The 22,870-nt window shown below is 42.8% G+C and carries 27 protein-coding genes; 7 read left to right on the top strand and 20 right to left on the bottom strand.

The features are described 5' to 3' along the window. Window positions 1–21: 21 nt before the first annotated feature. The 5 genes from AC3WTL_RS00840 to AC3WTL_RS00820 form a co-directional block, all read right to left on the bottom strand. Window positions 22–1,761, bottom strand: a complete 1,740-nt coding sequence (locus AC3WTL_RS00840) for a serine hydrolase domain-containing protein (RefSeq protein WP_492368781.1) — start codon at window positions 1,759–1,761, stop codon at window positions 22–24. 226 nt (window positions 1,762–1,987) lie between these two features. Further along, window positions 1,988–3,703 (bottom strand): ABC transporter ATP-binding protein, encoded by a 1,716-nt coding sequence (locus tag AC3WTL_RS00835; protein ID WP_222501417.1) that lies wholly within the window; start codon window positions 3,701–3,703, stop codon window positions 1,988–1,990. Window positions 3,704–3,849: 146 nt separating this feature from the next. Beyond that, window positions 3,850–4,293, bottom strand: coding sequence for a threonine/serine exporter family protein (locus tag AC3WTL_RS00830; protein ID WP_113881300.1), 444 nt, complete (start codon window positions 4,291–4,293; stop codon window positions 3,850–3,852). Window positions 4,294–4,317: 24 nt separating this feature from the next. Continuing rightward, window positions 4,318–5,070 (bottom strand): threonine/serine exporter family protein, encoded by a 753-nt coding sequence (locus tag AC3WTL_RS00825; RefSeq protein ID WP_222501415.1) that lies wholly within the window; start codon window positions 5,068–5,070, stop codon window positions 4,318–4,320. Window positions 5,071–5,273: 203 nt separating this feature from the next. Beyond that, window positions 5,274–5,597, bottom strand: a complete 324-nt coding sequence (locus tag AC3WTL_RS00820) for a MerR family transcriptional regulator (RefSeq protein ID WP_163144443.1) — start codon at window positions 5,595–5,597, stop codon at window positions 5,274–5,276. 180 nt (window positions 5,598–5,777) lie between these two features. Here AC3WTL_RS00820 and fbpA point away from each other — a divergent pair, with 180 nt between their 5' ends. The 4 genes from fbpA (at window position 5,778) to AC3WTL_RS00800 (ending at window position 7,756) form a co-directional block, all read left to right on the top strand. Further along, window positions 5,778–5,942, top strand: a complete 165-nt coding sequence (fbpA, locus tag AC3WTL_RS00815) for a Fur-regulated basic protein FbpA (RefSeq protein ID WP_082139028.1) — start codon at window positions 5,778–5,780, stop codon at window positions 5,940–5,942. 13 nt (window positions 5,943–5,955) lie between these two features. Then, window positions 5,956–6,093: a hypothetical protein gene (locus AC3WTL_RS00810; RefSeq protein WP_197087755.1), complete on the top strand. Its 138-nt coding sequence runs from the start codon at window positions 5,956–5,958 to the stop codon at window positions 6,091–6,093. Between the two features lie 152 nt (window positions 6,094–6,245). Further along, window positions 6,246–6,554 (top strand): PadR family transcriptional regulator, encoded by a 309-nt coding sequence (locus tag AC3WTL_RS00805; protein ID WP_048011337.1) that lies wholly within the window; start codon window positions 6,246–6,248, stop codon window positions 6,552–6,554. Window positions 6,555–6,559: 5 nt separating this feature from the next. Further along, window positions 6,560–7,756: a chromate transporter gene (locus AC3WTL_RS00800; RefSeq protein ID WP_163144449.1), complete on the top strand. Its 1,197-nt coding sequence runs from the start codon at window positions 6,560–6,562 to the stop codon at window positions 7,754–7,756. Window positions 7,757–7,797: 41 nt separating this feature from the next. On the opposite strand, the gene AC3WTL_RS00795 is transcribed toward AC3WTL_RS00800, so the two are convergent. The 12 genes from AC3WTL_RS00795 to AC3WTL_RS00740 form a co-directional block, all read right to left on the bottom strand. After that, on the bottom strand, window positions 7,798–9,525 hold the full coding sequence (locus AC3WTL_RS00795) for a PAS domain-containing sensor histidine kinase (protein WP_222501413.1): 1,728 nt from the start codon (window positions 9,523–9,525) through the stop codon (window positions 7,798–7,800). A gap of 24 nt (window positions 9,526–9,549) precedes the next feature. Continuing rightward, window positions 9,550–10,002, bottom strand: a complete 453-nt coding sequence (locus AC3WTL_RS00790) for a GAF domain-containing protein (RefSeq protein ID WP_222501411.1) — start codon at window positions 10,000–10,002, stop codon at window positions 9,550–9,552. Then, on the bottom strand, window positions 9,992–10,645 hold the full coding sequence (locus AC3WTL_RS00785) for a response regulator (RefSeq protein WP_048011333.1): 654 nt from the start codon (window positions 10,643–10,645) through the stop codon (window positions 9,992–9,994). Before AC3WTL_RS00785 ends, AC3WTL_RS00790 begins: the two co-directional genes overlap by 11 nt. A 286-nt stretch (window positions 10,646–10,931) precedes the next feature. Further along, window positions 10,932–11,582, bottom strand: a complete 651-nt coding sequence (locus tag AC3WTL_RS00780) for a sensor histidine kinase (RefSeq protein WP_222501409.1) — start codon at window positions 11,580–11,582, stop codon at window positions 10,932–10,934. Between the two features lie 39 nt (window positions 11,583–11,621). Continuing rightward, window positions 11,622–13,127: a nitrate/nitrite transporter gene (locus tag AC3WTL_RS00775; RefSeq protein WP_252219080.1), complete on the bottom strand. Its 1,506-nt coding sequence runs from the start codon at window positions 13,125–13,127 to the stop codon at window positions 11,622–11,624. A gap of 5 nt (window positions 13,128–13,132) precedes the next feature. Beyond that, window positions 13,133–13,408, bottom strand: coding sequence for a hypothetical protein (locus AC3WTL_RS00770; protein WP_197216962.1), 276 nt, complete (start codon window positions 13,406–13,408; stop codon window positions 13,133–13,135). After that, window positions 13,395–13,706 carry a hypothetical protein gene (locus AC3WTL_RS00765; protein WP_048012056.1) on the bottom strand — a complete coding sequence of 104 codons (312 nt, stop codon included), beginning with the start codon at window positions 13,704–13,706 and terminating at the stop codon, window positions 13,395–13,397. Before AC3WTL_RS00765 ends, AC3WTL_RS00770 begins: the two co-directional genes overlap by 14 nt. 5 nt (window positions 13,707–13,711) lie before the next feature. After that, window positions 13,712–13,903, bottom strand: a complete 192-nt coding sequence (locus tag AC3WTL_RS00760; RefSeq protein WP_048012057.1) for a hypothetical protein — start codon at window positions 13,901–13,903, stop codon at window positions 13,712–13,714. Further along, window positions 13,893–14,417, bottom strand: coding sequence for a Rieske (2Fe-2S) protein (locus AC3WTL_RS00755; RefSeq protein ID WP_197216964.1), 525 nt, complete (start codon window positions 14,415–14,417; stop codon window positions 13,893–13,895). Before AC3WTL_RS00755 ends, AC3WTL_RS00760 begins: the two co-directional genes overlap by 11 nt. Window positions 14,418–14,429: 12 nt before the next feature. After that, window positions 14,430–14,990, bottom strand: coding sequence for a 4Fe-4S dicluster domain-containing protein (locus AC3WTL_RS00750; protein ID WP_048012011.1), 561 nt, complete (start codon window positions 14,988–14,990; stop codon window positions 14,430–14,432). Then, window positions 14,991–17,159, bottom strand: a complete 2,169-nt coding sequence (locus AC3WTL_RS00745) for a molybdopterin oxidoreductase family protein (protein ID WP_492368780.1) — start codon at window positions 17,157–17,159, stop codon at window positions 14,991–14,993. Next, a complete protein-coding gene (locus AC3WTL_RS00740; protein ID WP_252219082.1) occupies window positions 17,146–18,228 on the bottom strand; it encodes a hypothetical protein in 1,083 nt (360 codons plus the stop codon). Before AC3WTL_RS00740 ends, AC3WTL_RS00745 begins: the two co-directional genes overlap by 14 nt. A gap of 262 nt (window positions 18,229–18,490) precedes the next feature. Between AC3WTL_RS00740 and brfA the strand changes: the two genes are divergently transcribed. Further along, a complete protein-coding gene (brfA, locus tag AC3WTL_RS00735) occupies window positions 18,491–18,691 on the top strand; it encodes a ribosome rescue factor BrfA (protein ID WP_222501403.1) in 201 nt (66 codons plus the stop codon). 50 nt (window positions 18,692–18,741) lie between these two features. Here the strand turns inward: brfA and AC3WTL_RS00730 are convergent, their stop codons facing one another. Then, a complete protein-coding gene (locus tag AC3WTL_RS00730) occupies window positions 18,742–19,056 on the bottom strand; it encodes a hypothetical protein (protein WP_061792988.1) in 315 nt (104 codons plus the stop codon). A 156-nt stretch (window positions 19,057–19,212) separates the two neighbouring features. On the opposite strand from AC3WTL_RS00730, the gene AC3WTL_RS00725 reads away from it, so the two are divergent. Next, window positions 19,213–19,725 carry a DUF3231 family protein gene (locus AC3WTL_RS00725; protein ID WP_048012065.1) on the top strand — a complete coding sequence of 171 codons (513 nt, stop codon included), beginning with the start codon at window positions 19,213–19,215 and terminating at the stop codon, window positions 19,723–19,725. Between the two features lie 176 nt (window positions 19,726–19,901). Here the strand turns inward: AC3WTL_RS00725 and AC3WTL_RS00720 are convergent, their stop codons facing one another. Continuing rightward, window positions 19,902–20,183, bottom strand: a complete 282-nt coding sequence (locus tag AC3WTL_RS00720; RefSeq protein WP_222501401.1) for a hypothetical protein — start codon at window positions 20,181–20,183, stop codon at window positions 19,902–19,904. Between the two features lie 225 nt (window positions 20,184–20,408). Here AC3WTL_RS00720 and AC3WTL_RS00715 point away from each other — a divergent pair, with 225 nt between their 5' ends. Next, on the top strand, window positions 20,409–20,588 hold the full coding sequence (locus AC3WTL_RS00715; RefSeq protein ID WP_222501399.1) for a hypothetical protein: 180 nt from the start codon (window positions 20,409–20,411) through the stop codon (window positions 20,586–20,588). A 39-nt stretch (window positions 20,589–20,627) separates the two neighbouring features. Here the strand turns inward: AC3WTL_RS00715 and AC3WTL_RS00710 are convergent, their stop codons facing one another. Next, window positions 20,628–22,748: a peptidoglycan D,D-transpeptidase FtsI family protein gene (locus AC3WTL_RS00710; protein WP_492368779.1), complete on the bottom strand. Its 2,121-nt coding sequence runs from the start codon at window positions 22,746–22,748 to the stop codon at window positions 20,628–20,630. Window positions 22,749–22,870 lie beyond the last annotated feature (122 nt).

Below are 22,870 nucleotides of genomic sequence, written 5' to 3'. Positions count from 1 at the left end.
TTTTTACTAAAAAATCGAATACTAGTAATTTCTTTTTTCCCAGCCGTTTCCTGAGAGGGCTGGCGTCACTTTTTGTCCATCTGAAAGCTGGAGTTTTACATTATCAACATACCAGCCTCTGCCGTTTACTGTACTATCTGTCACGTAACGGAATCGGATGTGGGATGTTCCTGCCGGAATCGTCAGCTTTTCCTTTTTCCAGTCGATGCTGCTGCCTGTATATGGCTGTGCTGCCTGTTTCCAATTAACGCCATCTTCTGAGAACTCAACAAAACCCATATCTGCATTTGTTTCAGTTCTGTACCAGGTATCGAACGACAGGACCGCCTCTTCTTTTAGATCTATTTTAGCGGTTAACTCATGCTGAACTTTATCCCCATACCCTGAGAACCACGCCGGCCCTTTTCCCGGAATGGCTAAAGGAATTGAGTCCGCCACCTGTCTTGCAAATGCACGCCTTGCAATATTCGTTGTAACCGTATTTCTTGAAGGATGCACACGGTTTGTTAAGAGAATTGCAATCGTGCCATTATTTCGGTTTATGACAATGGATGTTCCAGTGTACCCTGTATGCCCAAGCGAAGTCCCCTCTGATAAGGCATCCATGAACCATCCCTGGCCAAGCTCCCAGCCCAGGCCATGATCATCACCTGGAAATTGAGGGATTTGATTTTGAATCAGCATTTTCACTGTCTCTTCTTTTAATATCCGCTTGCCGCCATACCGCCCGTCATTTACATACATATGGGCAAACTTGGCAAGATCGGAGGCAGTGGAAAAGACACCCGCATGTCCGGCAACTCCATCAAGCGACCAGGCATTTTCATCGTGAACCTCTCCCCACACAAGCCCCCTATTGATAGCAGGCTGATATTCCGTGGCTGCAATCCTATGCTTCAAAGATTCAGGCGGATTATACATCGTATCCTTCATACCGAGGGGTTTGGTTATACGTTTTTCCACAAACTCATCCAGGCTTTGTCCTGAAAGGCGTTCGATTATTGCACCGAGCGTAATCATATTCAAATCGCTGTATGTATACGCTTCGCCCGGCTCATTGGCCAATGGATGTTTAAAAACGATTTGCATCCGTTCCTCTCTGCTGCTCCCTTGCGAATATAACGGAATCCATGCAGTAAAGCCTGAAGTATGTGTCATCAGCTGGCGTATCGTTACATTTTCCTTTCCGTTTTCGGCAAACTCGGGAATATATTCAGCAACAGGATCATCCAGCTGAAAGCGTCCTTCATCATACAATATCATTGCGGCAGTTGTGGTGAAGATTTTACTGATTGAAGCCAGGTCAAAGATGGTATTTTCGGTCATTTCAATCGGGTTCTGAGCTTCAGTAAATTTATCATCCGTGTAGCGGTAGGAATATCCATATGCATCATGCTTGACGATATGGCCTCGCCTTGCCACAAAAGTGACAGCACCCGGCATGACGCCTTCTGAAATCATCTCCTCCATTAATGGATCGATTTCATCCAGCGGCTGCTGAACCATCCCAGCTCCCGCTGCAGAACCAGGATGAAGAATAGGAGAAATCGGCCCAGGACGATCCCACGAAAAAATAGGGTGAAATTTGTGTTTCACATCTTTATTGTTATTCATTTCCATCGTTGGCTTAACTCCTTCAGAGCTTTGCGCAGATGCAGGATTTGCTGCCGGAATAAAGAGTGATGTGCTAAGTGCGGCAGATAGCGCAACAAGCATGGTTTTATTTTTCATAGTGCCTCCTTTATTTTTATGAATTTTCATCAGCCTTTAACCTCCTCTTCTTAATGAAAGGGTTAACATATTGTAAGATTAATAGAGTCAGAGTATAGTTGTCTATACCACATAAGTCCTGTTCTAGTTAATAACTTCCAAATAATACAGAAAAACCAATAGTTCTTTTTGACTATTCTGAAAATTATTTGCAACCTATTAGATAATTTTTAAATTTTGAAGTAATAAAAGAAAGCAGAATCCAGATGGATTCTGCTTATCTTTGAAACTGTACATTATGAAGACCTGCAAAGATTCCGTTCTTTTCGATCAGTTCATCATGTGTGCCTTCTTCAGCAATGCCGTCTTCTGTGACAACGACTACTCTGTCCGCATTGCGGATGGTTGCAAGCCTGTGGGCAATGACTAGTGTGGTGCGGTTTACGGCAAGCTCGTTCAAAGCCGTTTGAATAATTTGTTCGGTTTCAGTATCCAACGCAGAGGTTGCTTCATCCAGGATTAAGATCGGGGGATTTTTAAGGAACATTCTCGCAATGGCGATTCGTTGTTTTTGTCCGCCTGACAGTTTTAATCCCCGTTCCCCAATTTGTGTTTCCCAGCCATTTGGAAGAGATGCAATGAAATCCTGCAGGTGTGCTTTTTTAGCCGCGTCCGCAATCTGCTCATCTGTAGCTCCAAGCATTCCGTAAGCTATATTCTCCTTCAGGGTACCGGTAAACAGGAAGACATCCTGCTGGACAATGCCAATATGCGATCTCAGTGATTTTTTCGTCATGTCCCTGATATCCATGCCATCGATCTTAATACTTCCGCCATTCACATCATAAAAGCGTGGAATCAAAGAACAAATCGTTGTCTTACCGGCTCCGGAAGGTCCGACAAAAGCAACTGTTTCACCTGCATTTATTTGAAGATCAATTCCTTCAAGCACCGATTTATGTTCGTCATAACTGAACGATACATCCTGAAAACGGATATCACCCCTTAAGGATACAACCTCTATGGCATCTTTCGTATCCTCAATTTCCGGTTCAGTATCAATGATTTCTAAAAACCGTTTGAAACCAGCCATTCCCTTTGGATACAGTTCCATCAGGGCGCTGATTTTATCAATCGGCTTTAATAGCACATTCACATAAAGCACAAATCCAACCAATTCACCGTATGAAAGCTGCCCGCTGAAGCTCAGCCAGGAACCGTATACAAGAACAATCAGCGTAACTAATCTGGTCAGCATGTAGACTCCGGATGCACTGAAGCTCATAATCTTGTAAGCTGCAAGCTTGGCAAGACGGAATCTGCCATTGTTTTCCTTAAACCTTTTAATCTCATAGCTTTCATTTGTAAAAGACTGAACCACACGAACACCAGATACACTATCCTCTACCTGTGCGTTGACATCGGCAATTTCACCGTACATTTTTTTCCATGCTTTGTTCATTTTAATATTGCAGAACGTAATCAGCCATACAAGAAACGGAAGAACAAATATGGTTACAAGAGCCAGCTTGACATTGATCGTCAGCATAATCCAGAATGCACCCACAAACGTCATGACCGCTATAAATAAATCCTCCGGTCCATGATGGGCAAGCTCTCCGATATCCATAAGATCGTTTGTCACCCTGCTCATGATATGCCCTGTTTTGGTATTATCGAAAAAGCGGAAAGACTGCCTTTGCACATGCTGAAAAAGCTGCTGCCGCATATCTGTTTCGATGTTGATGCCAAGCTTGTGGCCCCAATAGTTAACTACAAACTGAAGAAGTGTGCTCGTCACATAAAGAGCAAGCAGGCCGGCACTGACAGAAACAATCATGGACCAATTCCCGCTTGGAAGCAGGCTGTCGATAAACCACTGAACCGCAAGCGGAAAGCCCAATTCAAGGATTGCAACGAATACTGCTGAACTAAAATCAAGAATGAACAAGCGCTTATGCGGCTTATAGTAGCTAAAAAACCGTCGGATCATTTTATTCTCCTTTTTCTGAAAAAATCAAATATATTTGATTATAAATTCACCAGGAATATATTACAAGAAAAACCCGTTCCTTTTATTTCCTGAACGAGTCTGACTGTACCGCTTTATAAGGCTGGTGTTAAAGCTTCAGCTGAAATTCAAATCCTTGATTTGAACTGAACTTTGCGGATCATTTGATTGATTACTTCTGAAATGACAAGTCCTACTGCGATGGCTCCGGAAATCATGAATGCTTTTGCAGCGAGCTGAATGGCCGTATTATAATCATTTTCAACAAAATTCCGCATCGCATCATAAGCAATCCCACCCGGGACTAGTGGAATGATGCCGGCTACACTAAAAATAATAATAGGTGTTTTATACATTTTGGCAAAAATCTGGCTGATCACGGCGATCGTAAAAGCAGCAATTAATGAAGAAATGACAGCATCATACTGCCAATTGACAAGCCAAATATAAACGAACCAGCCGACCATCCCGACAAAGCCGCATTTCAGCAGCGATTTTTTCGGAGCATTGAAAAGCACTCCGAACCCTGCTGATGCAATAAAGCTTGTAATCATATGAGTCAACATAAACATAGGCATATTCCTCCGCTATTGCATTTAAAAAGTGAAAACCAGAGCAATCCCGGCACCAATGGCAAAAGCTGTCAAAAATGCTTCAGCACCTTTTGACAGTCCGGAAACAAGGTGCCCGGCCATTAAATCCCTGACTGCATTTGTTATCAATAGACCCGGAACGAGCGGCATGACTGACCCGATGATAATTTTATCAAGCTCTGTGCCCACTCCTGAGTACACAAAGAAATAGGCGATAAGGCCAATTAATAATGAAGCAATAAATTCAGAGAAAAATTTGATCTGGACAACTCTATGTACGTGTAAAAATGATACAAAACCAAGACCGCCTGCAATCATGGCTGGAATAAAATCAGTCCAGCTTCCAAGGAACATAATTAAAAAACAGCCGCTTGCAATTGAGGCTGCAAGAATCTGCTGATATACAGGGAAGGTATAGTCGGCACTTTCAATTTCCTTCAGCCTTGCCAATGCTTCCTTTCCATCCAGTTCACCGCTGCTGATTCTGCGCGAAACTCCGTTCACCAATGTCACTTTGTACAAATCCGTTGAACGTTCTGAGATCCGAATCAGCTTTGCCGGTTCAGTTCCATCTGTTGAAAATATGATACCGGTTGGCGTTACATAGCTATGTGAGTGCGGTATGCCCAGGGAAGCAGCAATCCTTGTCATGGTGTCTTCGACCCGATACGTTTCTGCCCCGCCCTGGAGCATGATTTTCCCCGCAAGCAAGCATATCTCAATTACTTCTATTGTTGGCGGGTATTCTTTCCCCATTATTTCCACCTGCTTTATAAAACTAAAATTGAAAACTCTCTTATATAGGGTTACATCTTAACGGAAATGGTAAACGAAAGAAAGACCTTTTGTCTAATATTTAATATAAAAATGTTCGCTAAGATCGGAGCATACCTTATAAGCCTGAATAGAAATTGAATAAAAAAAAGCGATTATTGCCTGCAGAATAATCACTTTCTCATTTATTTCTTCGGTATCCCAAACTGCGCATTAATCTGACCCTGAATCATTTTTGCCCGTGATGCTTTATCGTCTTTTTTCTTTTTTCGCTTCAATTCAGAGCGGATTTCTTCTGTTCGGACTCCCTCCTCCCTTTTGTTGGCTATGTCAATGAGCGTCTCCACATCGAGAAAAGAATATCTTCTGCTCCCTCTTTCTGACCTTTCAGGGAATACCAATTTCCTCTCTTCGTAGTAACGAATCTGCCGTTCACTAAGTCCTGTCAGCTCGCTGACCGTCCCAATCGAAATGACTTTTCTGGTTTTGTAAGATGTTTCTCTATCCAATCACATCACCTCTATATACCAATTTCTTTCATTATACTAATTTTTCAATCTTTATCACCTGCACTGTCAGAAAATCTAACAAAATAGTAAAAACCATGTCAGAAAAATTAACATAACAACTGAATTAGAGCTGCAATTATTTTAGAATAAACAAAAACTCAAAGAAAAGAGGAGACAGTAATGCAATATTTACGGAAAGCCATTGAGAAAAAACGCCAATATCTAATTGATCTTCTGGTCAAATCAGGGAGCGAATATCAGCATTCTGAACCTGCTTTACAAAAGCTGACCCTAACGGAACTTGAGGATATATTTAAAAAAAACAGCAATTCATTCCGTTATTAATCAGGGGGCCATTATGGAATCAAAAAATACAATAGATCTGGCGAGAAGGATTATTGAACTCGATATACTGCGTGATCAGCTGTGGGAAAAGTTAACGGCAGAAGCCGGTTATCAGGCTTATGAAATTCTAAGAAATGAACAGAATAGCTGATAATGGAACGCTTTAAAGAGCGTTCTTTTTTATGCCTATGTTAAAGTTTTGTAAATTTTAGTTACTCCCCTTTTCCTGTCACCTTTATTTTGGTATCATCCAATTATCGAAATCCGATATCGATTTTCGAAATTAACAAGGGAGGCTTTTGCTTGGAAGATAAAATACTGCGAAAACTTTTTCTGGGGTTTATTCAAATCCATATTCTTCATCATGCAAAGGAGCACCCTGTCTTCGGCGCATGGATGGCTGAAGAACTGAGAGAGCATGGATACAGCATCAGTTCCGGAACATTGTATCCGATCCTGCATTCAATGGAGTCAGACGGGCTCCTTCAACAGGAAAAGAAAAATGTCGATGGCAGAATCAGAAAGTATTATACCGCAACTGAAAAAGGGATTATGGTTCTGGAAGAAGCGAGAAAAAAAGCTTATGAGCTTTTTAAAGAAATTAAGGATTAAAGGAGATGCATATGAAAAAAAACAAAACTGGCCTTAAAACTTTACTGGAAATATTAATGGTTTCAACAAGGCTTGGACTAACCTCTTTCGGGGGACCTGTAGCTCATCTCGGCTATTTCCACGATGAGTATGTCCGCAGAAGAAAATGGATGGATGAGAAAAGCTACGCAGACTTAGTTGCACTTTGTCAGTTCCTTCCCGGTCCTGCAAGCAGCCAGGTCGGAATTGGCATTGGTGTCATGAGGGCTGGAGCAGCCGGCGGCATAATGGCTTTCCTTGGTTTCACCTTGCCATCGGTCATCGCTCTGATCATTTTCGCCATTCTTCTTCAAGGCATTAATCCGGCAGAAGCCGGCTGGATTCACGGCCTTAAAATTGTCGCGGTGGCCGTAGTGGCTCACGCTGTCCTGGGAATGGCACAAAAGCTTGTACCTGACCTTCCCCGAAAAACGCTGGCACTGCTTGCAATTATTGCAACACTTTTATGGCAGACAGCCATTACGCAGGTTGCGGTCATCCTTGTCTCTGGTTTTATCGGATTTTTAATCTATAAAAAGCATGCAGATAACGATAATGCACCGATGGAGTTCCCAATCTCCAAAGGCTTTGCCATTGGCTGTTTAGTGTTGTTTTTTAGCCTTTTAATAGGGCTTCCTATTTTAAGGGAGCTAACCGCAGTGGAGTGGGTTGCTTTATTTGACAGCTTTTATCGTTCAGGATCTCTGGTTTTCGGCGGCGGTCATGTTGTCCTTCCTTTGCTGGAACGAGAATTCGTCCCAACAGGCTGGCTAAGTGAAGAAGCCTTTCTGGCAGGATACGGTGCAGCTCAAGCAGTACCGGGGCCGTTATTTACTTTCGCTGCATATCTTGGAGCAGTGATGAACGGCTGGCAGGGCGGTTTGCTTGCAACGGCTGCAATCTTCCTGCCTGCTTTTCTGCTGATCTTAGGAACACTCCCATTTTGGGACACACTTCGCCGCAATCCTAACATCAAGGGCGCATTAATGGGTGTGAACGCGGCAGTTGTCGGCATTTTAATCTCTGCCTTTTATCATCCCATATGGACCAGCAGCATCCTGGAGCCGGCGGATTTTGCCTTTGCCGCAGTATTATTCAGCATGCTTGTTTATTGGAAACTGCCGCCTTGGATCATTGTTGTGACAGGAGCGATCGGCGGAACTTTATTAGGATATGTAATTTAGAAACGCATCAAGAAAAGCTGCCAAAACTCGGCAGCTTTTTTCTATAACGGAATTTCAAGTATAATTTTTGTGCCTTTATTTTCTTCTGAATAAACATTTATGGAACCGCCTGCAGCTTTTGCCCGCTCTTCCATGCTAAAAAGGCCGACTCCTCTTGAAACTTCATTAACATTGAACCCTCTGCCTTTATCTTCAATGACAATGCGGATTTCTGTTTCCATTTGCCTGATTGTAACTGCTGCTTCATCTGTCTCAGCATATTTTCTTATATTTGTCAGTGCTTCCTGAATGATTCTATAGATGGTGATTTCTTTATTTGAACTAAGGCGGGAAGCCAGGTAACAATCAAAATGGACATTGATATTATGATGTTCTGAAAAACGGACCAGGTAGGACCGGATTGCAGGTATCAGACCCAGGTCATCAAGCACTGAGGGACGAAGCTCCCATGAAAGATCCCGCAGCTCTTCAATGATTTCAGTAGCCTCATCCTGCATTTGATCAAGCAGCGGATGGCTTATTTCGGCCTGAAGCCTATTAATGGTAATCAGATGGCTGTACAAATTTTGTCCTATTCCGTCGTGAAGTTCCCGTGACAGCCTTTTCCGCTCATCCTCTTGAACATCTATTATTCTTGTCATCATTTTCTGCAGCTCTTCTTCTGCATTTTTTCGCTGTGTGACTTCATGTCGAATAGCAAGGTGCTGATAGGGTTTCCCTTTTTCATTAAGGAATGGGACAATCGTGGTATCCACCCAATAATAAGTTCCATCCTTAGCTCTGTTCTTGATCTCGCCTTTCCATACCCTCCCGGAAGTAATGGTCCTCCATAAATCTCTGAAAAAATCTCTGGAATGGTACCCTGAGTTTATAATTCTATGATCCTGTCCCAGCAATTCTTCCCTTGAATATTTTGAGATGCTGCAGAATTGATCATTCACATACGTAATCGTGCCTTTCTGATCTGTAATGGCCACAATGGATGAAGAATCCAGGGCAAACTTTAAATCGATTAGCTCGTTTACGGAATTTTTCAGCTCCTCGACAACACGCTTATATTCAGTTATTTCCTTCCGGATGGCCAGGTATTTATACGGCTTCCCTTTTTCATCAATAAAAGGAACGATCGTAGTATCTACCCAATAATAAGTACCGTCTTTGGCTTTGTTTTTAATTTCTCCGCGCCAGACTTCCCCGCTCGAAATAGTAGTCCAAAGATTTTCCATAAAATCCTTGGAATGGTATGAGGAGTTTATAATTCTATGGTCCTTGCCTATCAGCTCTTCTGCCGAATATTTCGATACCTCACAGAACTTTTCATTCACATAGGTGATTTTCCCTTTTCTGTCTGTAAAGGCGACAATGGTTGATTCATCCAGGGCAAATTGCAGGTCAACTAATTCCTTTAACGGATATGACTGCTGCTTTTTTAAGCGGGAACGGTCTTTGACTGAGTGAAAAACGATTAGATAAAAGCTTTCTTCTGCCAGCTTGAAAGAATTAATTCTGTAAAAAATGGAAAATACGCCACCATTACGGTGCTGTCCATACTGGTGAACCACTTTGCCCTCTTCTGTTTCAAGCAGAGTGATCTCAGGAAGCAATTCCTCCAGGCTCTTCCCCTGCAGCTCCTGTTCGCTATATCCAAATTGCTCTTGTGCCTGCCCGTTCGCATAAGAGATGTTCCCAAATCTATTTACAAGAATCGTTGCATCACTGGAATCAGGAGCAATCTCTCTCTTATTCGCCAGCTGATTATTCCTGTCCATTTACGTTCCTCCAGTTGCATTATTTTAACCATTCAGCTTTTTTTCAAGTGTCCTGGCTGCATCCCTTGCTGTACTTTGCCTAATCTCATTTATAGGCTGTCCCGACCGGTTCCCGATCAAGAGGACCCCCTTGGGGATTCCTTTAAAATGAATGGGAACAGCATAAGCATGCTTCAGTCCTTCAGCAAGCATAATCGGGTATTCCAATGCTTTCCCGGCAATATTTTCGGGAAAGTTGTCCACATACATCGGCCTTCCAGTTGAAATCACTTTTCCTGCGATGCCTTTGCCGTACCTTACTGTTATCCGCTTATATTTCTCGTTGCTGTTTCCTGCGGCATAATGCCATTTTACATCCGGGCCATCCGTATTCTGCAGTGCCAATCCAACAAAATCACATTCAAGCTCAGTCAGCACCTTCTCACAAGCCTGATCGATTTGGACGCTTTCTCTGGGACTGCACCCCTTATATTCCATAGCCAAGCAGCCCTTTCTTTAAGGCGTAAGAAACGAGCTCCGGCCTGGTTTTCATCTGAAGCTTTTCCATTAAATTACCTTTATGTGTTTCAACTGTCTTGACACTGATCACAAGCTGTTCAGCAATTTCCTTATTGGAAAACCCTTTGGCTATTAATGTAAGAACTTCTTTCTCCCTGTCGGAAAGAAGGTTGAATGTATCGGTGTTCCCCTGCTTCACACTTCCGATATATTCTTCCATTAGCCTTTTGGTTGCAGAAGGATGCAAATACGCATTCCCGCTTGCAACAGACCGGATTGCTGCGAGCAGTTCATCATGGGGTGCACTCTTTAAAATACACCCGGAAGCGCCCGCTTGAATCGCCCTGAATAAGTATTCTTCATCATCATGCATGGTTAAAATAAGGATCGCTATTTCAGGCATTAGTTTTTTTAATTCTGAGGTTGCCGACATGCCATCTTTCCCATGGGGCATGCTTAAATCCATGACAACCACATCCGGCTTTAATTCCAGTGCCTGCTGAATCCCCTCATTGCCTTCAGAAGCTTCACCAACCACCTGCATGTCATCATGGTTATTTAAAAGCATTTTCAATCCCATCCTGACCACCGCGTGGTCGTCGCAAAGTAAAATATTGATCAAGCCCGCTCCCCCTTAGCTTTTGTCCGTATATAAAGTGAAACTTCAATCAGTGGGGGCTTTATCCCCCACTGATTGTTAGTCGCGTTCTAGTGTCGCTAAGATCTCCGCTAGCGCTTCAATCAATCGACACTACGAACCCGATTGATTCAACTAAGCCTCTGCCTGCGCGTCGGCAAGTTTCACTGTATCTCACCAATCGGGCCTTTACGGGCAGTAAGACTGCGATAAAAATCTGAAATAGGCAACAAGGGAGCCGCTATATGCAGATCCCTTGTTAAGTATAATCTTAGTATAACGGAAGGGTGATATCTATTGAAGTCCCTTCACCGATTTTTGAGCTGATGACGCATATGCCGTTGATTAACAGCATTCTCTCCATCATGGCCGCAATGCCTGCTGAGTTTTTCATCGCGGCATCTACGTCAAAGCCCTTCCCCTTATCTTGAATAGTGATTGAAAGCTTTCCCGGTTCCCACCGAAGAATAATGCCTGCACTCATTGTGTCAGCATACCTTGCTATGTTAGCCAGGGCTTCCTGGCAAACACGGAACAGTGTAATCCTTTCCTGTTCCCTGATTTGCACTTCCTTTCCCTCATTTTGAAGATCAACGATGATTCCATATGTGGAAGTGTATAATTTCAGATAACTTTTCAGGGCAGGCAACAGACCGAGGGTTCCTAAAGCAGGGGGATGCAATTCCACAGCCAGAAGCCTGATTTCCTGAATCGTTTTTTCCATCATTTGAGCCATATCCCCTATATGGCCCTTCATCTCAGGCTGATCGACAGCTGTCTGAATGAACTGCATGCCTGTATATAAGCTGTAAAGCGTCTGCCCTACCCCTTCATGAAGCTCCAGAGCGATGCGCTTGATCTCATCTTCCTGAGTTTGGATAATATATGAACTGATATTTTTCTTTGCTGGCTGGGTTTCCATTTCATCCCTCCTCCTTTTGAATATATTATTTTGCTTTTATTAAGCTTTTTTTACCCGATGGCTGGAAATATCGCTGAACATGCCTGCATATTGGACTACATCACCGGCATCATTTTTAATTGCACTAATGGTAAGCCACTGGAGGTATTCTTCCCCATCCTTGCGGGAATTCCATATTTCCCCTTGCCAGAACCCATTGTTTTCTATAGAAGTCCACAAGTCCTGGTAGAAGCCTTTAGACTGCTTTCCTGATTTAAGGATACTCGGATTTTTTCCGACAACTTCCTCTTGTTTATAACCCGTAATTTCTGTGAAAGCAGGGTTTACAGAAATAATTTTTCCGTTCTTATCTGTAACCAGAATCCCTTCAATTGTATGATCAATAACCTGGCTCGCAATTTCCATCCTTCCCTGGTAATACATCCAAACAACCAGAATCAGGCTGGCAAGCGCGACCTGAGACAATGCCATAAAACCAATTGCATAATGCCCTGTAATGTTAAATAGGAGAGTCAAAAGCAGCGGAGGAAAAAATCCGCCCAGACCGCCCATCGCAGACACAATTCCATTTACGATACCGGCCTGCTTCTGGAAGTACATTGGCACAAGCTTAAATATGACCCCGTTTCCAATTCCTGCTGATAGAGCAATGCTTAAGCATCCGAATGTATACCATGTGATTGAAGGAGATAGTGATAGTATCACCGCAGAAATGGTGTAGACTCCAAAAACAAACATCAGCAAAATTAAAGAGTGAAAACGGTCAGCCAGCCAGCCGCCTATTGGTCTCATGGCAGTTGCAAGAACAATGAAGCCTGCTGTTCTTAATCCTGCATCAACTTTATCAAGTTCAAAGTGAGCTACAAGGAAGTTTGGCAAATAAATAGTAAACGCCACAAATGATCCAAAGGTAATAAAATAGAATAAGCTCAATAGCCATAGTTTTTCATTTTTATAGACTCCTTTTATTTGCTCAAGAAGCGGAGTCTGTACCTTAACTTCTTTTTTATCACCCAGTAAGAAGTTAGCCGCAATAAAAATCCCCAGCAGAACAAGGTAAATTTGTACAGTTAGAGACCATCCAAATTTCGTGGCAACAACTGGTGCTGCAAAGGCAGTGATGGCTGTTCCAAGATTGCCTGCCCCGTAAATGCCATTTACAAACCCATGGCGCTCCTTTGGGTAATACTTCGGAAGAGATGTAACCCCAACAGAGAATACCGCTCCTCCAAGGCCGAGGAATAATCCCCCGATAAGCAAATCAGTAATCGAATCTGCTATGCTGATATAATAGACTGGAAATAATAGAAGAACAAAACTCAGCATAAAGATTACTCTTGCGCCAAACTGATTAGCATAATACCCCAAAGGTATCCGAAGCAGCGATCCGAGGATGACCGGAACAGCTGTTACAAGGGCAAGCTTATCGGATGGAATATTGATGTCTTCCTTTATAAACGGCATAAGGGAGGATATCAGCACCCAAACCATAAATCCGGCCACTAAGTTTAACGTCTGCAATGGAAGCTGTATTTTTTTTATCACTTTGTTCACGCTCTCTTCTTAATTACATATTTTAATCCGGCTTCCTGATCAATTGCCGCCCACTGGGTCTCAGATGCTTCTGCAGAAGAGGTCAGCGGGACCGCAAAAAAGTTCATATGATCAAAATAAATCCGCAAGTGTGTTCCATCAGGACAAAGTCCGGTTTTTTCAATTATCTTAGGAACAAATTGTGCTTTGTCACTTCCATCTTCATCTAAGATTGCCACCTGAACCTTCTCCCGGACAAATCCGTCCAGATCCTCTTTTTTAATGAGTTCCACAGCTTCCGCACCCTCTTTTGGCAGGATAAACATACATCTGGTATCCCTGCAGATATTTCCAGAAAGATTCTCCTGCATTTTCTTCTATAAATTCAATGGTTTCCTCTTCCGATTGCCATTTGCTCATGCCTTTTACCTCTGCTACAACAATGTCCATGCCTTCATGTGACTTTTCATCCAAGTACCAGTTCAGGCGGACTCCCTTAAAGAGATCGGAGAGAATCTGGTCTACTTCCGGAGCAAAATCCCCGGATCGTTCTCTGACAAAACAAAAATCAAGATATGTTTCACTGTTCATATGAATCACGCCCTCATGTTAATCGTCTTTTTATAAGCGAATACAGCCAGGGGAAAAAGAACAATATTCAGCCCGCCGAAAATCAGTACATTTTCATAGTTTTCGTAATAATATTGGTGGACCATATATTGAGTAAAGACAATATTCATCATTAATATCGCTGCCAAAATAATGACTCCAAGGTATCTACGATTCATAACGCTTCACCCTCACCGCATAAATTGCGCCATTCTCCACCTTAACCTGTATTTCCGGAAGCGGCCTTCTTGGCGGTCCCGCAGTCGGCGCACCAGTTTCCACATCGAACTTGCCGTGGTGGCAAGGGCAAATCATTTCACCCTGCTCCTTCACCCAGAATACCGGGCAGCGCAGATGTGTACACGCGTTCTGATAGGCAACATATTTTTTCTCTGATAAGCGGATTAATATTGCATCATCATGATCTCCGGGAAACTTGAATTCCACAGCATCGCCGATTGGCAGCTTGCTTACTTCGGTTATTTTCTTATGAGGATATTCCTTTTCGCCAAGCCCCATCAATTCTTTGGCAGCTACCGCCCCCCAGGGAAGGGAGGAAACCGCAAATACACCGGCCGCACCAACCAAAGTTTTCATGAATCCCCGTCTATCCAGTTTTCTTTCGTTATTCCGTTCGATATTGTGCGTATAGTTATCTTCATTAAAGGGAATCTTGTTATTCTTATCAGACATCCCTAACCCCTCCTAAAACAGCTTTGTAATCCCCTGCAGGATTCCCGGCAGATTTACTTTTACGTTTGTTTCACCTTCAAGATATGGCATGCTTGTAACCCATTTGCCGTTATCAAGGTTAAATTGCTTCTTCTTGTTTTCTATTTCTTCATCTGTCAGCCATTGAAGTGTATTGGATGGACACACACTCGCACACATAGGAGGAATTCCATCTTTTGTACGATCAATGCATAGATCGCATTTATACATTAAGTTCTCCTCGTGATCAAACTTTGGTATGCCATATGGGCAGGCAATTGTACAGTTCTGGCAGCCAATACACTTTTCGACAAGTGCAGACAGCACAGCGCCTGTCTCATGAATCTGAATGGCCTGGGCAGGACAGCTTCGCGCACATGCCGGGTTTTCACAGTGAAGGCACATGAGAGGCATCGTCTGCCGGTTCACAAGTGGATTTACATCATACACATAGTTTCTGTTGCGCTCCTCGTGCCCCCCGCATTGTGTACATGCTGCCAGACAAGAACGGCATCCTATACAGTTTTCAAGTTCCAAATACAGCCTCTTTTTCATTTATTGCACCTTCTTTAATTCGACTTTTTCCAGCTGTGCAGCACATGCCTTGAATTCAGGCATACGGGAGATTGGATCTAACGCTGCAATCGTTAATAGATTAATAGAGTCTTCATGTCCAAAATGGTATGGAACAAAGACTGTATCCTTGCGGATGGCTTCCGTAATTTTGACTTTATAGATAGCCTCGCCTCTTCTTGTAAACAGACGGACTCTTTCTTCATGTTCCATATTATATGTTGATGCTGTTTCCGGATGGATTTCCACATATGGTTCAGGACACATATCGTGAAGGAAAGGAATTCTCCTAGTCTGATTTCCTGATAGATAATGGTAAACCACACGGCCAGTTGTTAAACGGAGCGGATATTTTTCACACGGTTCTTCCGCTGGCGGACGGTATGGCAGGGCGCATATCTTCGCTTTGCCATCTGGATGGTAAAACTTTTTATCAAGGAACATATGTGGTGTACCTTCATCTTTTTCGTCTTTACAAGGCCAGAAAACTCCATCCTGCTTATCGATCTTATCCCATGTGGCACCATAATAATCAGCATAGCCGCCCTTAGTTGCCAGCCTGAACTCATCTGCAACATCTCTGGCTGTTTTCAGGTGAGAAAAATATTTTCCTCTGCCTAACCGCTCAGCCAGCTCCACTTGAATCTGCCAGTCCGGCTTTGATTCACCAACAGGCTCCTGTGCTTTGTTGATTTTTATAATACGTCCTTCAATATTTGTTACTGTCCCTTCATCCTCTGACCAGGTAACTGCCGGCAGGATCACATCTGCAAACTCTGCCGATTCAGAAAGATAGAAATCGGAGCAGACCATGAAATCCAAGGCTTTAAATGCTTTCCTCACAAAATTTTGATTTGGTGCTGATACAGCCGGATTCGAACATAGAAGGTATAAACCGCGAATCGTCTTTTGCTCCATCAGTTCAATCATTTCATAAGCAGATACACCAGGCTGCGGCATTTCTTCAGGTGTAATGCCCCATACATTGCATACTTCTTCAACATGTTTTGGATTTGTAATTTTCCGGTAGCCTGGAAGCAAATCTGACTTTTGCCCGTGCTCTCTTCCGCCCTGTCCATTGCCCTGTCCGGTGAATGTAGCTACTCCGGCTTTAGGGCGGCCGATTTTTCCTGTTACAAGAGCCATGTTTGTGTAGGCGGAAACATTATCAACACCCTTATGCTGCTGTTCCACACCTCTTGCAAACATAACAACCGCATTTGGAGCTTTTCCGTATATTTCAGCAGCGCGAATAATTTTTTCAGGCGCCACACCAGTCAGCATGCTTGTATATTCAGGTGTAAAATCCTTTACAAGATCCTTTGTTTCTTCAAATCCGTTTGTATGTTTGTTAATGAACTCTTCATCTATATAGCCCATTTCAATCAATTGATTTACAATCCCGTTGGCGAGTGCAAGGTCTGTTCCAGGCTGCAAATCAAGATGAAGATCAGCCCTTCTTGCAATTGGCGTTTCACGGGGATCCACCACAATGATATAACCGCCTCTCTCCTGAACGTTCCAAATACGGAACATGGAGGTTGGATGGCATTCAGCTGTATTGCTTCCAGCGATAAACAGGCAATCCGTTTCATGAATCTCTGTCCAAGGCAATGTTGAGCCTCTATCTACCCCGAATGAACGAAGGAATCCGCCGGCTGCGCTGGACATACAGAAACGGCCGTTATAGTCTATATAGCGCGTTCCCAGAGCAACACGGGCAAACTTGCCTGTCAGATAACATTTTTCATTTGTCATGGAAACTCCGCTGAAGACGGAGAGTGAATCTTTTCCGTAGTCTGTCTGAAGCTCTTTGAATTTCTTTGCGATCAAATCATATGCCTCCTCCCAGCTTGCTTCCCGGAACCCTTCTGCCGTTCCTTTCAAAGAAGCATCATCCCGGATCAGCGGCTTCAGCAGGCGGTCTTTGTGGTTAGTCTGCTGGTAGGCGGTAACCCCTTTCGGACACATTTTCCCGACAGTAACCGGCCAGTCATAACGGGGTTCAACCCCTATGATTTTGTTTGTCTGTGTATTAACTCTCAAATTCATTCCGCATTGCATACCGCAATAGCTGCAGTGTGTTTTTATTAATTTTTCATTCGGATGGTTTAGATTCTCAATTTCTTTAAAAAACTTATCCCTTTGCATTCTGGTTTGCCTCCTTGACCTTCACTTCATGAGTAGGGAATCCTGAAAATTGTGCAATCCGGTACTTTCTTCGGCAAGGGAGGCACATTTCTGCAAGATGATGACCTTCCTTTGCTTTAAATTCAATAGCATTCACGCCGAGTACATCGACGACATCTTTTGATTGTTCAACTGAAACGAACTGATCTCCGCAGACCTTGCATTCCTTCATGCCCCGTTCGGCATAATGTTCCCGGTAGTTCCTTGCCAAAACACTCATAGGGCGGAAAGGAATATGTGCAAGCTTTCCAAATGGCAGGTAAATCAGTGTAATGATAACTGACCATTGATGGATCAGTGACATTGCCGGCTGTCCCGCCCCGTGTAAAAAGATATTCATAAAGGTTAAAGCCAGCCCTGTTATGCTAACTAGCAGCAGCATATATAAAGGCAAGAAATCATACAGGAATTTCTGCTCTGCTCTTGCCTGCATATTTTTCAGGCGGCGGTAAAGCGCCATGCAAACGCCGGCGATTACCATTACTGCTGTAATATTCAGTGCGTTGTAAGAAAGGTTGGCGATAATGCCATCCGCCGGGACAGTCATTACCTTCATGCCCATTGCAATTATGTTGTAATGGCCATTGTCATCCATCGTGAAATACATCCAGCCGAATACGAGAGGGAATGTAACGAAGCAGGATAAGATACAGCCCCAGCCGATCAGCACGTGCTGAGTCCATCGGTAAATTCCCCTATTCCAGATAAAATTGTATGTTGCCAGATGCTCAACAGATGTCTTTGGCGTTGACTTTCTAACTAACAGTTTCAATCCTTTTTTCAGGATAAGCTTTGTTGGCGGCCTTTCGCCCCAGGCGATGAATCTATAGAAAAACCCTCCAATAAACACGATCGTTCCGACCATATATCCGTACAGGTTCAAGTCAACATGTGTAAACATTCTTGTGCCAATAAAAGATAGAATAGCTAATGCTGTTACAGATAAAAACATTGACTTGGCAAAATGTGATGCAAACGCATTGTTTAATGTGTTCCCTGACTTTTGATTGACTGCAGCTTTTGCCTGCATAATAACTCCTCCTCATTCACAAACAATTACCTTAACCTAATTGTATAAGCGGGAGGAGTTTTTCCATATCGGGGAACTTCCCCATTCGGAGGTGGAAATTCCCCTATCTTAAAAAATTCGGGAAATGACAGATACTCAAAGTACAAAGCTGCTGACAAAAAAAAGACCATTCACGGTCTTTTTGAACGGCAGTAAACCTGTCTGCCGGGGATGGAATTATCTAGGAATTAATGATACAATCCTAACAAAAGGAGCTGTTAATATGGCAAAATCATCTGCTAAGAAGGTAAGGGAAAAAGCAGTGCGTGAGGGAAAAAGAAACCCTGAATGCAATCGGAGCCCATTTGTGTTTAGTGACATGCGTACAAGGAAAACAAAAACTAAAAAAGAACAACTATACAGGAACAAATATAAAAACCGTCATTCTGATGAAAGCAGAATAGACGGTTCTTTTTATGGATAATTTTATTTAAAAACAGCCAGTCCGCTTAAAGACCAGCTGCATTTTTCCGATTACAATATTCCCATTCCTTTTATATGTTTCCTGGCTTCATCATCACCCAGATCATAAATCATTTTATATATGCCTTCCATGGATGCATCGTACTCATCATTTTTCGATTCTTTGTGGTACTCCAGGAATGGTACATGGGCTCGGGCAAATGTTTTAAGATCTGCATCATAATTCTCGTTAATGTATTCATTTAACTGAGCCAATTCTTCGTCAGTAGCAAATATTTTAAACTGCCATTCGGCAGCTTCTACCGGTTCGGTGTAAATCTGCGCATTTTCAATATCAATATAATAGGTATTTTTTGTTTGGTCCATAATTTTCATCTCCTCTGCTTTTATACGATATTTACCACAAATAGACGAAGTTTAACCATTTAATATCCATTACATTTTCATGCTCATGATGGGCATGATATACCTGTGCATTTTAAGGAAGGTGGCACACTAATGAATTTTATCAGGAGGTATACTATGGGTATATTAAGCGGAAATCCAAAGGACGAGCCTATGCATTATGGTGAAGTTTTTAGCACATGGTCTTACTTGCTCGCAGGAAAAGGAATGGCCTCTGCATACCAGACAATGGTAAGCCACTCTGGAGATGAGGACTTAAAGAAAATGCTTCAGGAAGCTATTCGCCTCTGCAAGCAGGAGGAAGAGCAGATCGAAGCGATGTTAAAGGAAAACGGGATTGGTCTTCCTCCCGCACCGCCTGACAGACCTGATGCTTGTGTAAACGATATTCCTGCCGGTGCCAGATTTATGGATCCTGAAGTAGCTGCAAAATTAGCAGGAGACCTGGCTGCAGGGTTGGTTGGCTGCAGTACAATTATGGGCCAATGTATCCGTGAAGACATTGCAGGCATGTTTGGCCAATTTCATACTCAGAAAGCTGCTTTAGGCTTAAAGGTTCTTCGAATGAACAAAGAAAAAGGATGGCTCATACCACCGCCGCTTCACCTTCACAAATCAGATAATTGCTAATGGGCTGCATATAAAACATCGCTGTATGGAAAAGAGAGCAGAGTACATTGTCTGCTCTCTTATTGTTTCGTAAGGATATGAAAGCAGTTTTCTGCTTTTACGACCCCAAACCTCATTAAAAATTCTCCCCCAATCAATCCAATTGCCTTAGTCCGCAAAGAACTAAGGCTCATGACTTACTCAGAATATTTGCTTTCACTGGAATCAGGGGAGACCATGCCTCCCGCACCGCTGGAATTAATATCAGGTTCTGCTCCTTCAGGCTGGGATGGCAGCACTTTGTTTTTCTTTTGATTAGGAAGGCCGGAATTCTCCTTAAGATATTGATCATTTTCCATAATCGTTACCACTTTAAATCCTGTTCCTTCGAGATGGCTCTTCAATTGATCAAATGCTTTTGTATGATTATTAGTTAATTCCTGGTCATCATATTGAAGCTCTACATTGATTGTTTTCATGTCAAGACCTCCTTTTTACCTTATTTTCCCGAATGCTCTTTCATTAAACTACACATTACCTTAAAGAAGCAGAAGTTTATTTTAGTATAAATAGGTTATTTAACAAAACAACCAGGAAATAGTTAAGCCAGGATAATGAATGGCTTATTTTTCCATTCGCATCATTATCTGTACATTACTGAATATAAATAAATTGTATGCGATCAGACGAAAGGAGCAGAAGCAATGTGGTTTTGGTTTCTGGTAATCTTCATCCCTATTATCATCCTTGCTATTCTGGAAGAAGCGATTCAATTCATGGTTAATCGCAAAGTCTTTGGAAAAAATGATAAACCGATTTTGATTAAGGAAAAATTCAAACACTTTAAAAATAAATTCAGGTATAAAAAAAGCCATTCCCAATAAGGAAAGGCTTTTTGTCCAGCCGTCTTAGGCCAAAAAATATCAGGTTTCTTCTGAACCTTCTTCGGCAGGCGTCTGCTGTTCTGCACCGGACATCCGCTTCTTTTTCAGCTCGAAATAGGCATCTAATACTTTTCTGCCAATTTCATAATTTGCTGTATGCCCGCTTCTTCCCTGGTATGCCCATGGTACAATGACTGACATGGCAATTTCAGGATTATTATGGGGCGCATAGGCAACAAGGCTCAAGTTCATAACATCTATTAATTTATCACCCCTTTTTTTGAGCGGGCCGTCATAAAATGCTTCCGCTGTCCCAGTTTTTCCTGCAGGGGAATATGGTGCGTCTGCGAACCTTCTATATGCAGTTCCTTCAGGATGCTGCATCACCTGCCTTAGTCCCTCTTTAACAGTGCTTAGCTCTCTTTCGCTTACATCTATCGTATTTAAGACAGTCGGCTGGATATCCTTCCAGATTGGGCCAAGTTCCTCCTGCTCCGTTGCCGGCTCACGGATTTCTTTTAAAAGCCTCGGCTGAATGCGATATCCTCCATTGGCTATCGTTGATATATACTGGGCCATTTGCATTGGAGTATAGGTATCATACTGTCCGATTGCAAGGTCTAACAGGAATCCCGGCAATCTGAGAGGACCTTCATAGCCTATTGCCTCATTCGGCAAATCAATGCCAGTTCTGACACCAAGGCCAAATTGGCCAAAAGATTCTCTCATATCTTCAAATGCATTAGGATTTTTAAATCCAAGAGGCTGATCATAAGCATAACGTGCATCCGCAATTTCAATGGCTGTTTTGAACATATATACGTTTGAGGAGATACGCAGTGCCCTTGTTTCGTTCATGATTGCCTGAAAGTTAAACCATGATTTTTTCACCTGCGGGGTTCCTGCAATTTTCATCGGTGCATCCAAAAAGGTCGTTCCGGGTGTAATTGCACCCGTTTTATAGCCAGTTAGAACAGTTGCCCCTTTTACAGAGGATCCCACATTGTAAGAAGATGAAATGGTACCCAGCGCGTAATCCTGCAGAACGGTTTTGCCATTATCATCTTTGCCAATCATCTTTCCTGCCATTGTCAGGACTTCACCTGTATGCGGATCCATTAGGACGACAAACGCACGATCCATTAAATAAGTTCCCCGGGTCTGCTTGGCAGCCCAAATTTCCTCTTCCAAAACTTCTTCCACAGCCTTCTGAAGATCCATATCAATTGTCAGGACAAGATCTTTACCTCTTTGGCCTTCAGAAACCAATTCACTCCCGAGAATTTCCCCTTTTTTCGTAATAAGCTTTTCCTTTGATTTTTGGCCATGCAGAACATCTTCATATTGCATTTCCAGATAGCTCTTTCCTACACGTTCATTTCTGCTGTAATCTCTGGACAGGAAATAATCCAGCCTTTCCTGCGGCAGTCCTTCACCGGAATCCGTAACCTTCCCAAGCACTGTCTGCAGCGTACTGTCAAAAGCATAAGTCCGGTCCCAGTCAGTGGTTGTATTGACACCTGGAAGATATTGAAGATTCTCGCTAACCGCCGCATATTCTTTTTGTGATACCCCTTCATTCTTAACAATTTGCGGTGTCATCGCATAGCCGCTCGTAAATTCACGGAAAATGGCCAGCACTTCCAGGTCCTGCTTGCTCAGCTGCTTCAGGTCTTCTTCTGTGATTCTTTTTAGCTGCAGCTTATAGATTTGCTTATCATCCAGTTTTTTTTCTTTAAAAAGCTTCCATTCCTTATCAGTTATTTTTTCCCCGGCAGCTTCCGGGTTTTTCAAGATCCAATGATCCTTCTTATCCCGTTCGGTCACTTTATCGGTCTTTTTATCAATCAAAACAGCCAGCCGCTCTGCCACTTGAAGCATTTCGTCCTGTTTGGCATTCCGGTTGGTATATGTAATCGCACTCTTCGGGATATTATCCACGATAACCTGATGGTTCCGGTCAAGCATCCTTCCCCTTGGAACCGGGTTCGATACGATGACATCTTCCGTCCTGTCGACTTCTTTTTTGTATGTCTCGCCATTTACAATCTGAACTACACCAAGCCTTAAGATTAATAATGAAAATAACACAAAAACAGAGAAAAACAATAAATTGACCCTAAAAGGCACATGGCTTTTCTTTTTCTTCTTTTTCCCCATATTTGAATCTCCCCCCCCTGTGAACAAAACGTCTGCAATCTAGAGATTCTTCCAAATCTTCCCCTGTTAAATAATTCCACGAATTTCGCAAAATTCCTGCCAGCTATAAACTTTTTGTAATA

The sequence above is a fragment of the Cytobacillus sp. EB106-05-05-XG126 genome (assembly GCF_058791715.1).
This window is presented reverse-complemented; position numbering and strand designations above follow the sequence as displayed.

What these genes read in the sequence shown, in the direction of transcription:
- AC3WTL_RS00840 (WP_492368781.1), bottom strand. Translation starts at nt 1,761, where the DNA reads ATGAAAATTCATAAAAATAAAGGAGGCACTATGAAAAATAAAACCATG.
- AC3WTL_RS00835 (WP_222501417.1), bottom strand. Translation starts at nt 3,703, where the DNA reads ATGATCCGACGGTTTTTTAGCTACTATAAGCCGCATAAGCGCTTGTTC.
- AC3WTL_RS00830 (WP_113881300.1), bottom strand. Translation starts at nt 4,293, where the DNA reads ATGTTTATGTTGACTCATATGATTACAAGCTTTATTGCATCAGCAGGG.
- AC3WTL_RS00825 (WP_222501415.1), bottom strand. Translation starts at nt 5,070, where the DNA reads ATGGGGAAAGAATACCCGCCAACAATAGAAGTAATTGAGATATGCTTG.
- fbpA (WP_082139028.1), top strand. Translation starts at nt 5,778, where the DNA reads ATGCAATATTTACGGAAAGCCATTGAGAAAAAACGCCAATATCTAATT.
- AC3WTL_RS00810 (WP_197087755.1), top strand. Translation starts at nt 5,956, where the DNA reads ATGGAATCAAAAAATACAATAGATCTGGCGAGAAGGATTATTGAACTC.
- AC3WTL_RS00800 (WP_163144449.1), top strand. Translation starts at nt 6,560, where the DNA reads ATGCATATGAAAAAAAACAAAACTGGCCTTAAAACTTTACTGGAAATA.
- AC3WTL_RS00795 (WP_222501413.1), bottom strand. Translation starts at nt 9,525, where the DNA reads ATGGACAGGAATAATCAGCTGGCGAATAAGAGAGAGATTGCTCCTGAT.
- AC3WTL_RS00790 (WP_222501411.1), bottom strand. Translation starts at nt 10,002, where the DNA reads ATGGAATATAAGGGGTGCAGTCCCAGAGAAAGCGTCCAAATCGATCAG.
- AC3WTL_RS00780 (WP_222501409.1), bottom strand. Translation starts at nt 11,582, where the DNA reads ATGGAAACCCAGCCAGCAAAGAAAAATATCAGTTCATATATTATCCAA.
- AC3WTL_RS00765 (WP_048012056.1), bottom strand. Translation starts at nt 13,706, where the DNA reads ATGAACAGTGAAACATATCTTGATTTTTGTTTTGTCAGAGAACGATCC.
- AC3WTL_RS00760 (WP_048012057.1), bottom strand. Translation starts at nt 13,903, where the DNA reads ATGAATCGTAGATACCTTGGAGTCATTATTTTGGCAGCGATATTAATG.
- AC3WTL_RS00755 (WP_197216964.1), bottom strand. Translation starts at nt 14,417, where the DNA reads ATGTCTGATAAGAATAACAAGATTCCCTTTAATGAAGATAACTATACG.
- AC3WTL_RS00750 (WP_048012011.1), bottom strand. Translation starts at nt 14,990, where the DNA reads ATGAAAAAGAGGCTGTATTTGGAACTTGAAAACTGTATAGGATGCCGT.
- AC3WTL_RS00745 (WP_492368780.1), bottom strand. Translation starts at nt 17,159, where the DNA reads ATGCAAAGGGATAAGTTTTTTAAAGAAATTGAGAATCTAAACCATCCG.
- AC3WTL_RS00740 (WP_252219082.1), bottom strand. Translation starts at nt 18,228, where the DNA reads ATGCAGGCAAAAGCTGCAGTCAATCAAAAGTCAGGGAACACATTAAAC.
- brfA (WP_222501403.1), top strand. Translation starts at nt 18,491, where the DNA reads ATGGCAAAATCATCTGCTAAGAAGGTAAGGGAAAAAGCAGTGCGTGAG.
- AC3WTL_RS00730 (WP_061792988.1), bottom strand. Translation starts at nt 19,056, where the DNA reads ATGGACCAAACAAAAAATACCTATTATATTGATATTGAAAATGCGCAG.
- AC3WTL_RS00725 (WP_048012065.1), top strand. Translation starts at nt 19,213, where the DNA reads ATGGGTATATTAAGCGGAAATCCAAAGGACGAGCCTATGCATTATGGT.
- AC3WTL_RS00720 (WP_222501401.1), bottom strand. Translation starts at nt 20,183, where the DNA reads ATGAAAACAATCAATGTAGAGCTTCAATATGATGACCAGGAATTAACT.
- AC3WTL_RS00715 (WP_222501399.1), top strand. Translation starts at nt 20,409, where the DNA reads ATGTGGTTTTGGTTTCTGGTAATCTTCATCCCTATTATCATCCTTGCT.
- AC3WTL_RS00710 (WP_492368779.1), bottom strand. Translation starts at nt 22,748, where the DNA reads ATGGGGAAAAAGAAGAAAAAGAAAAGCCATGTGCCTTTTAGGGTCAAT.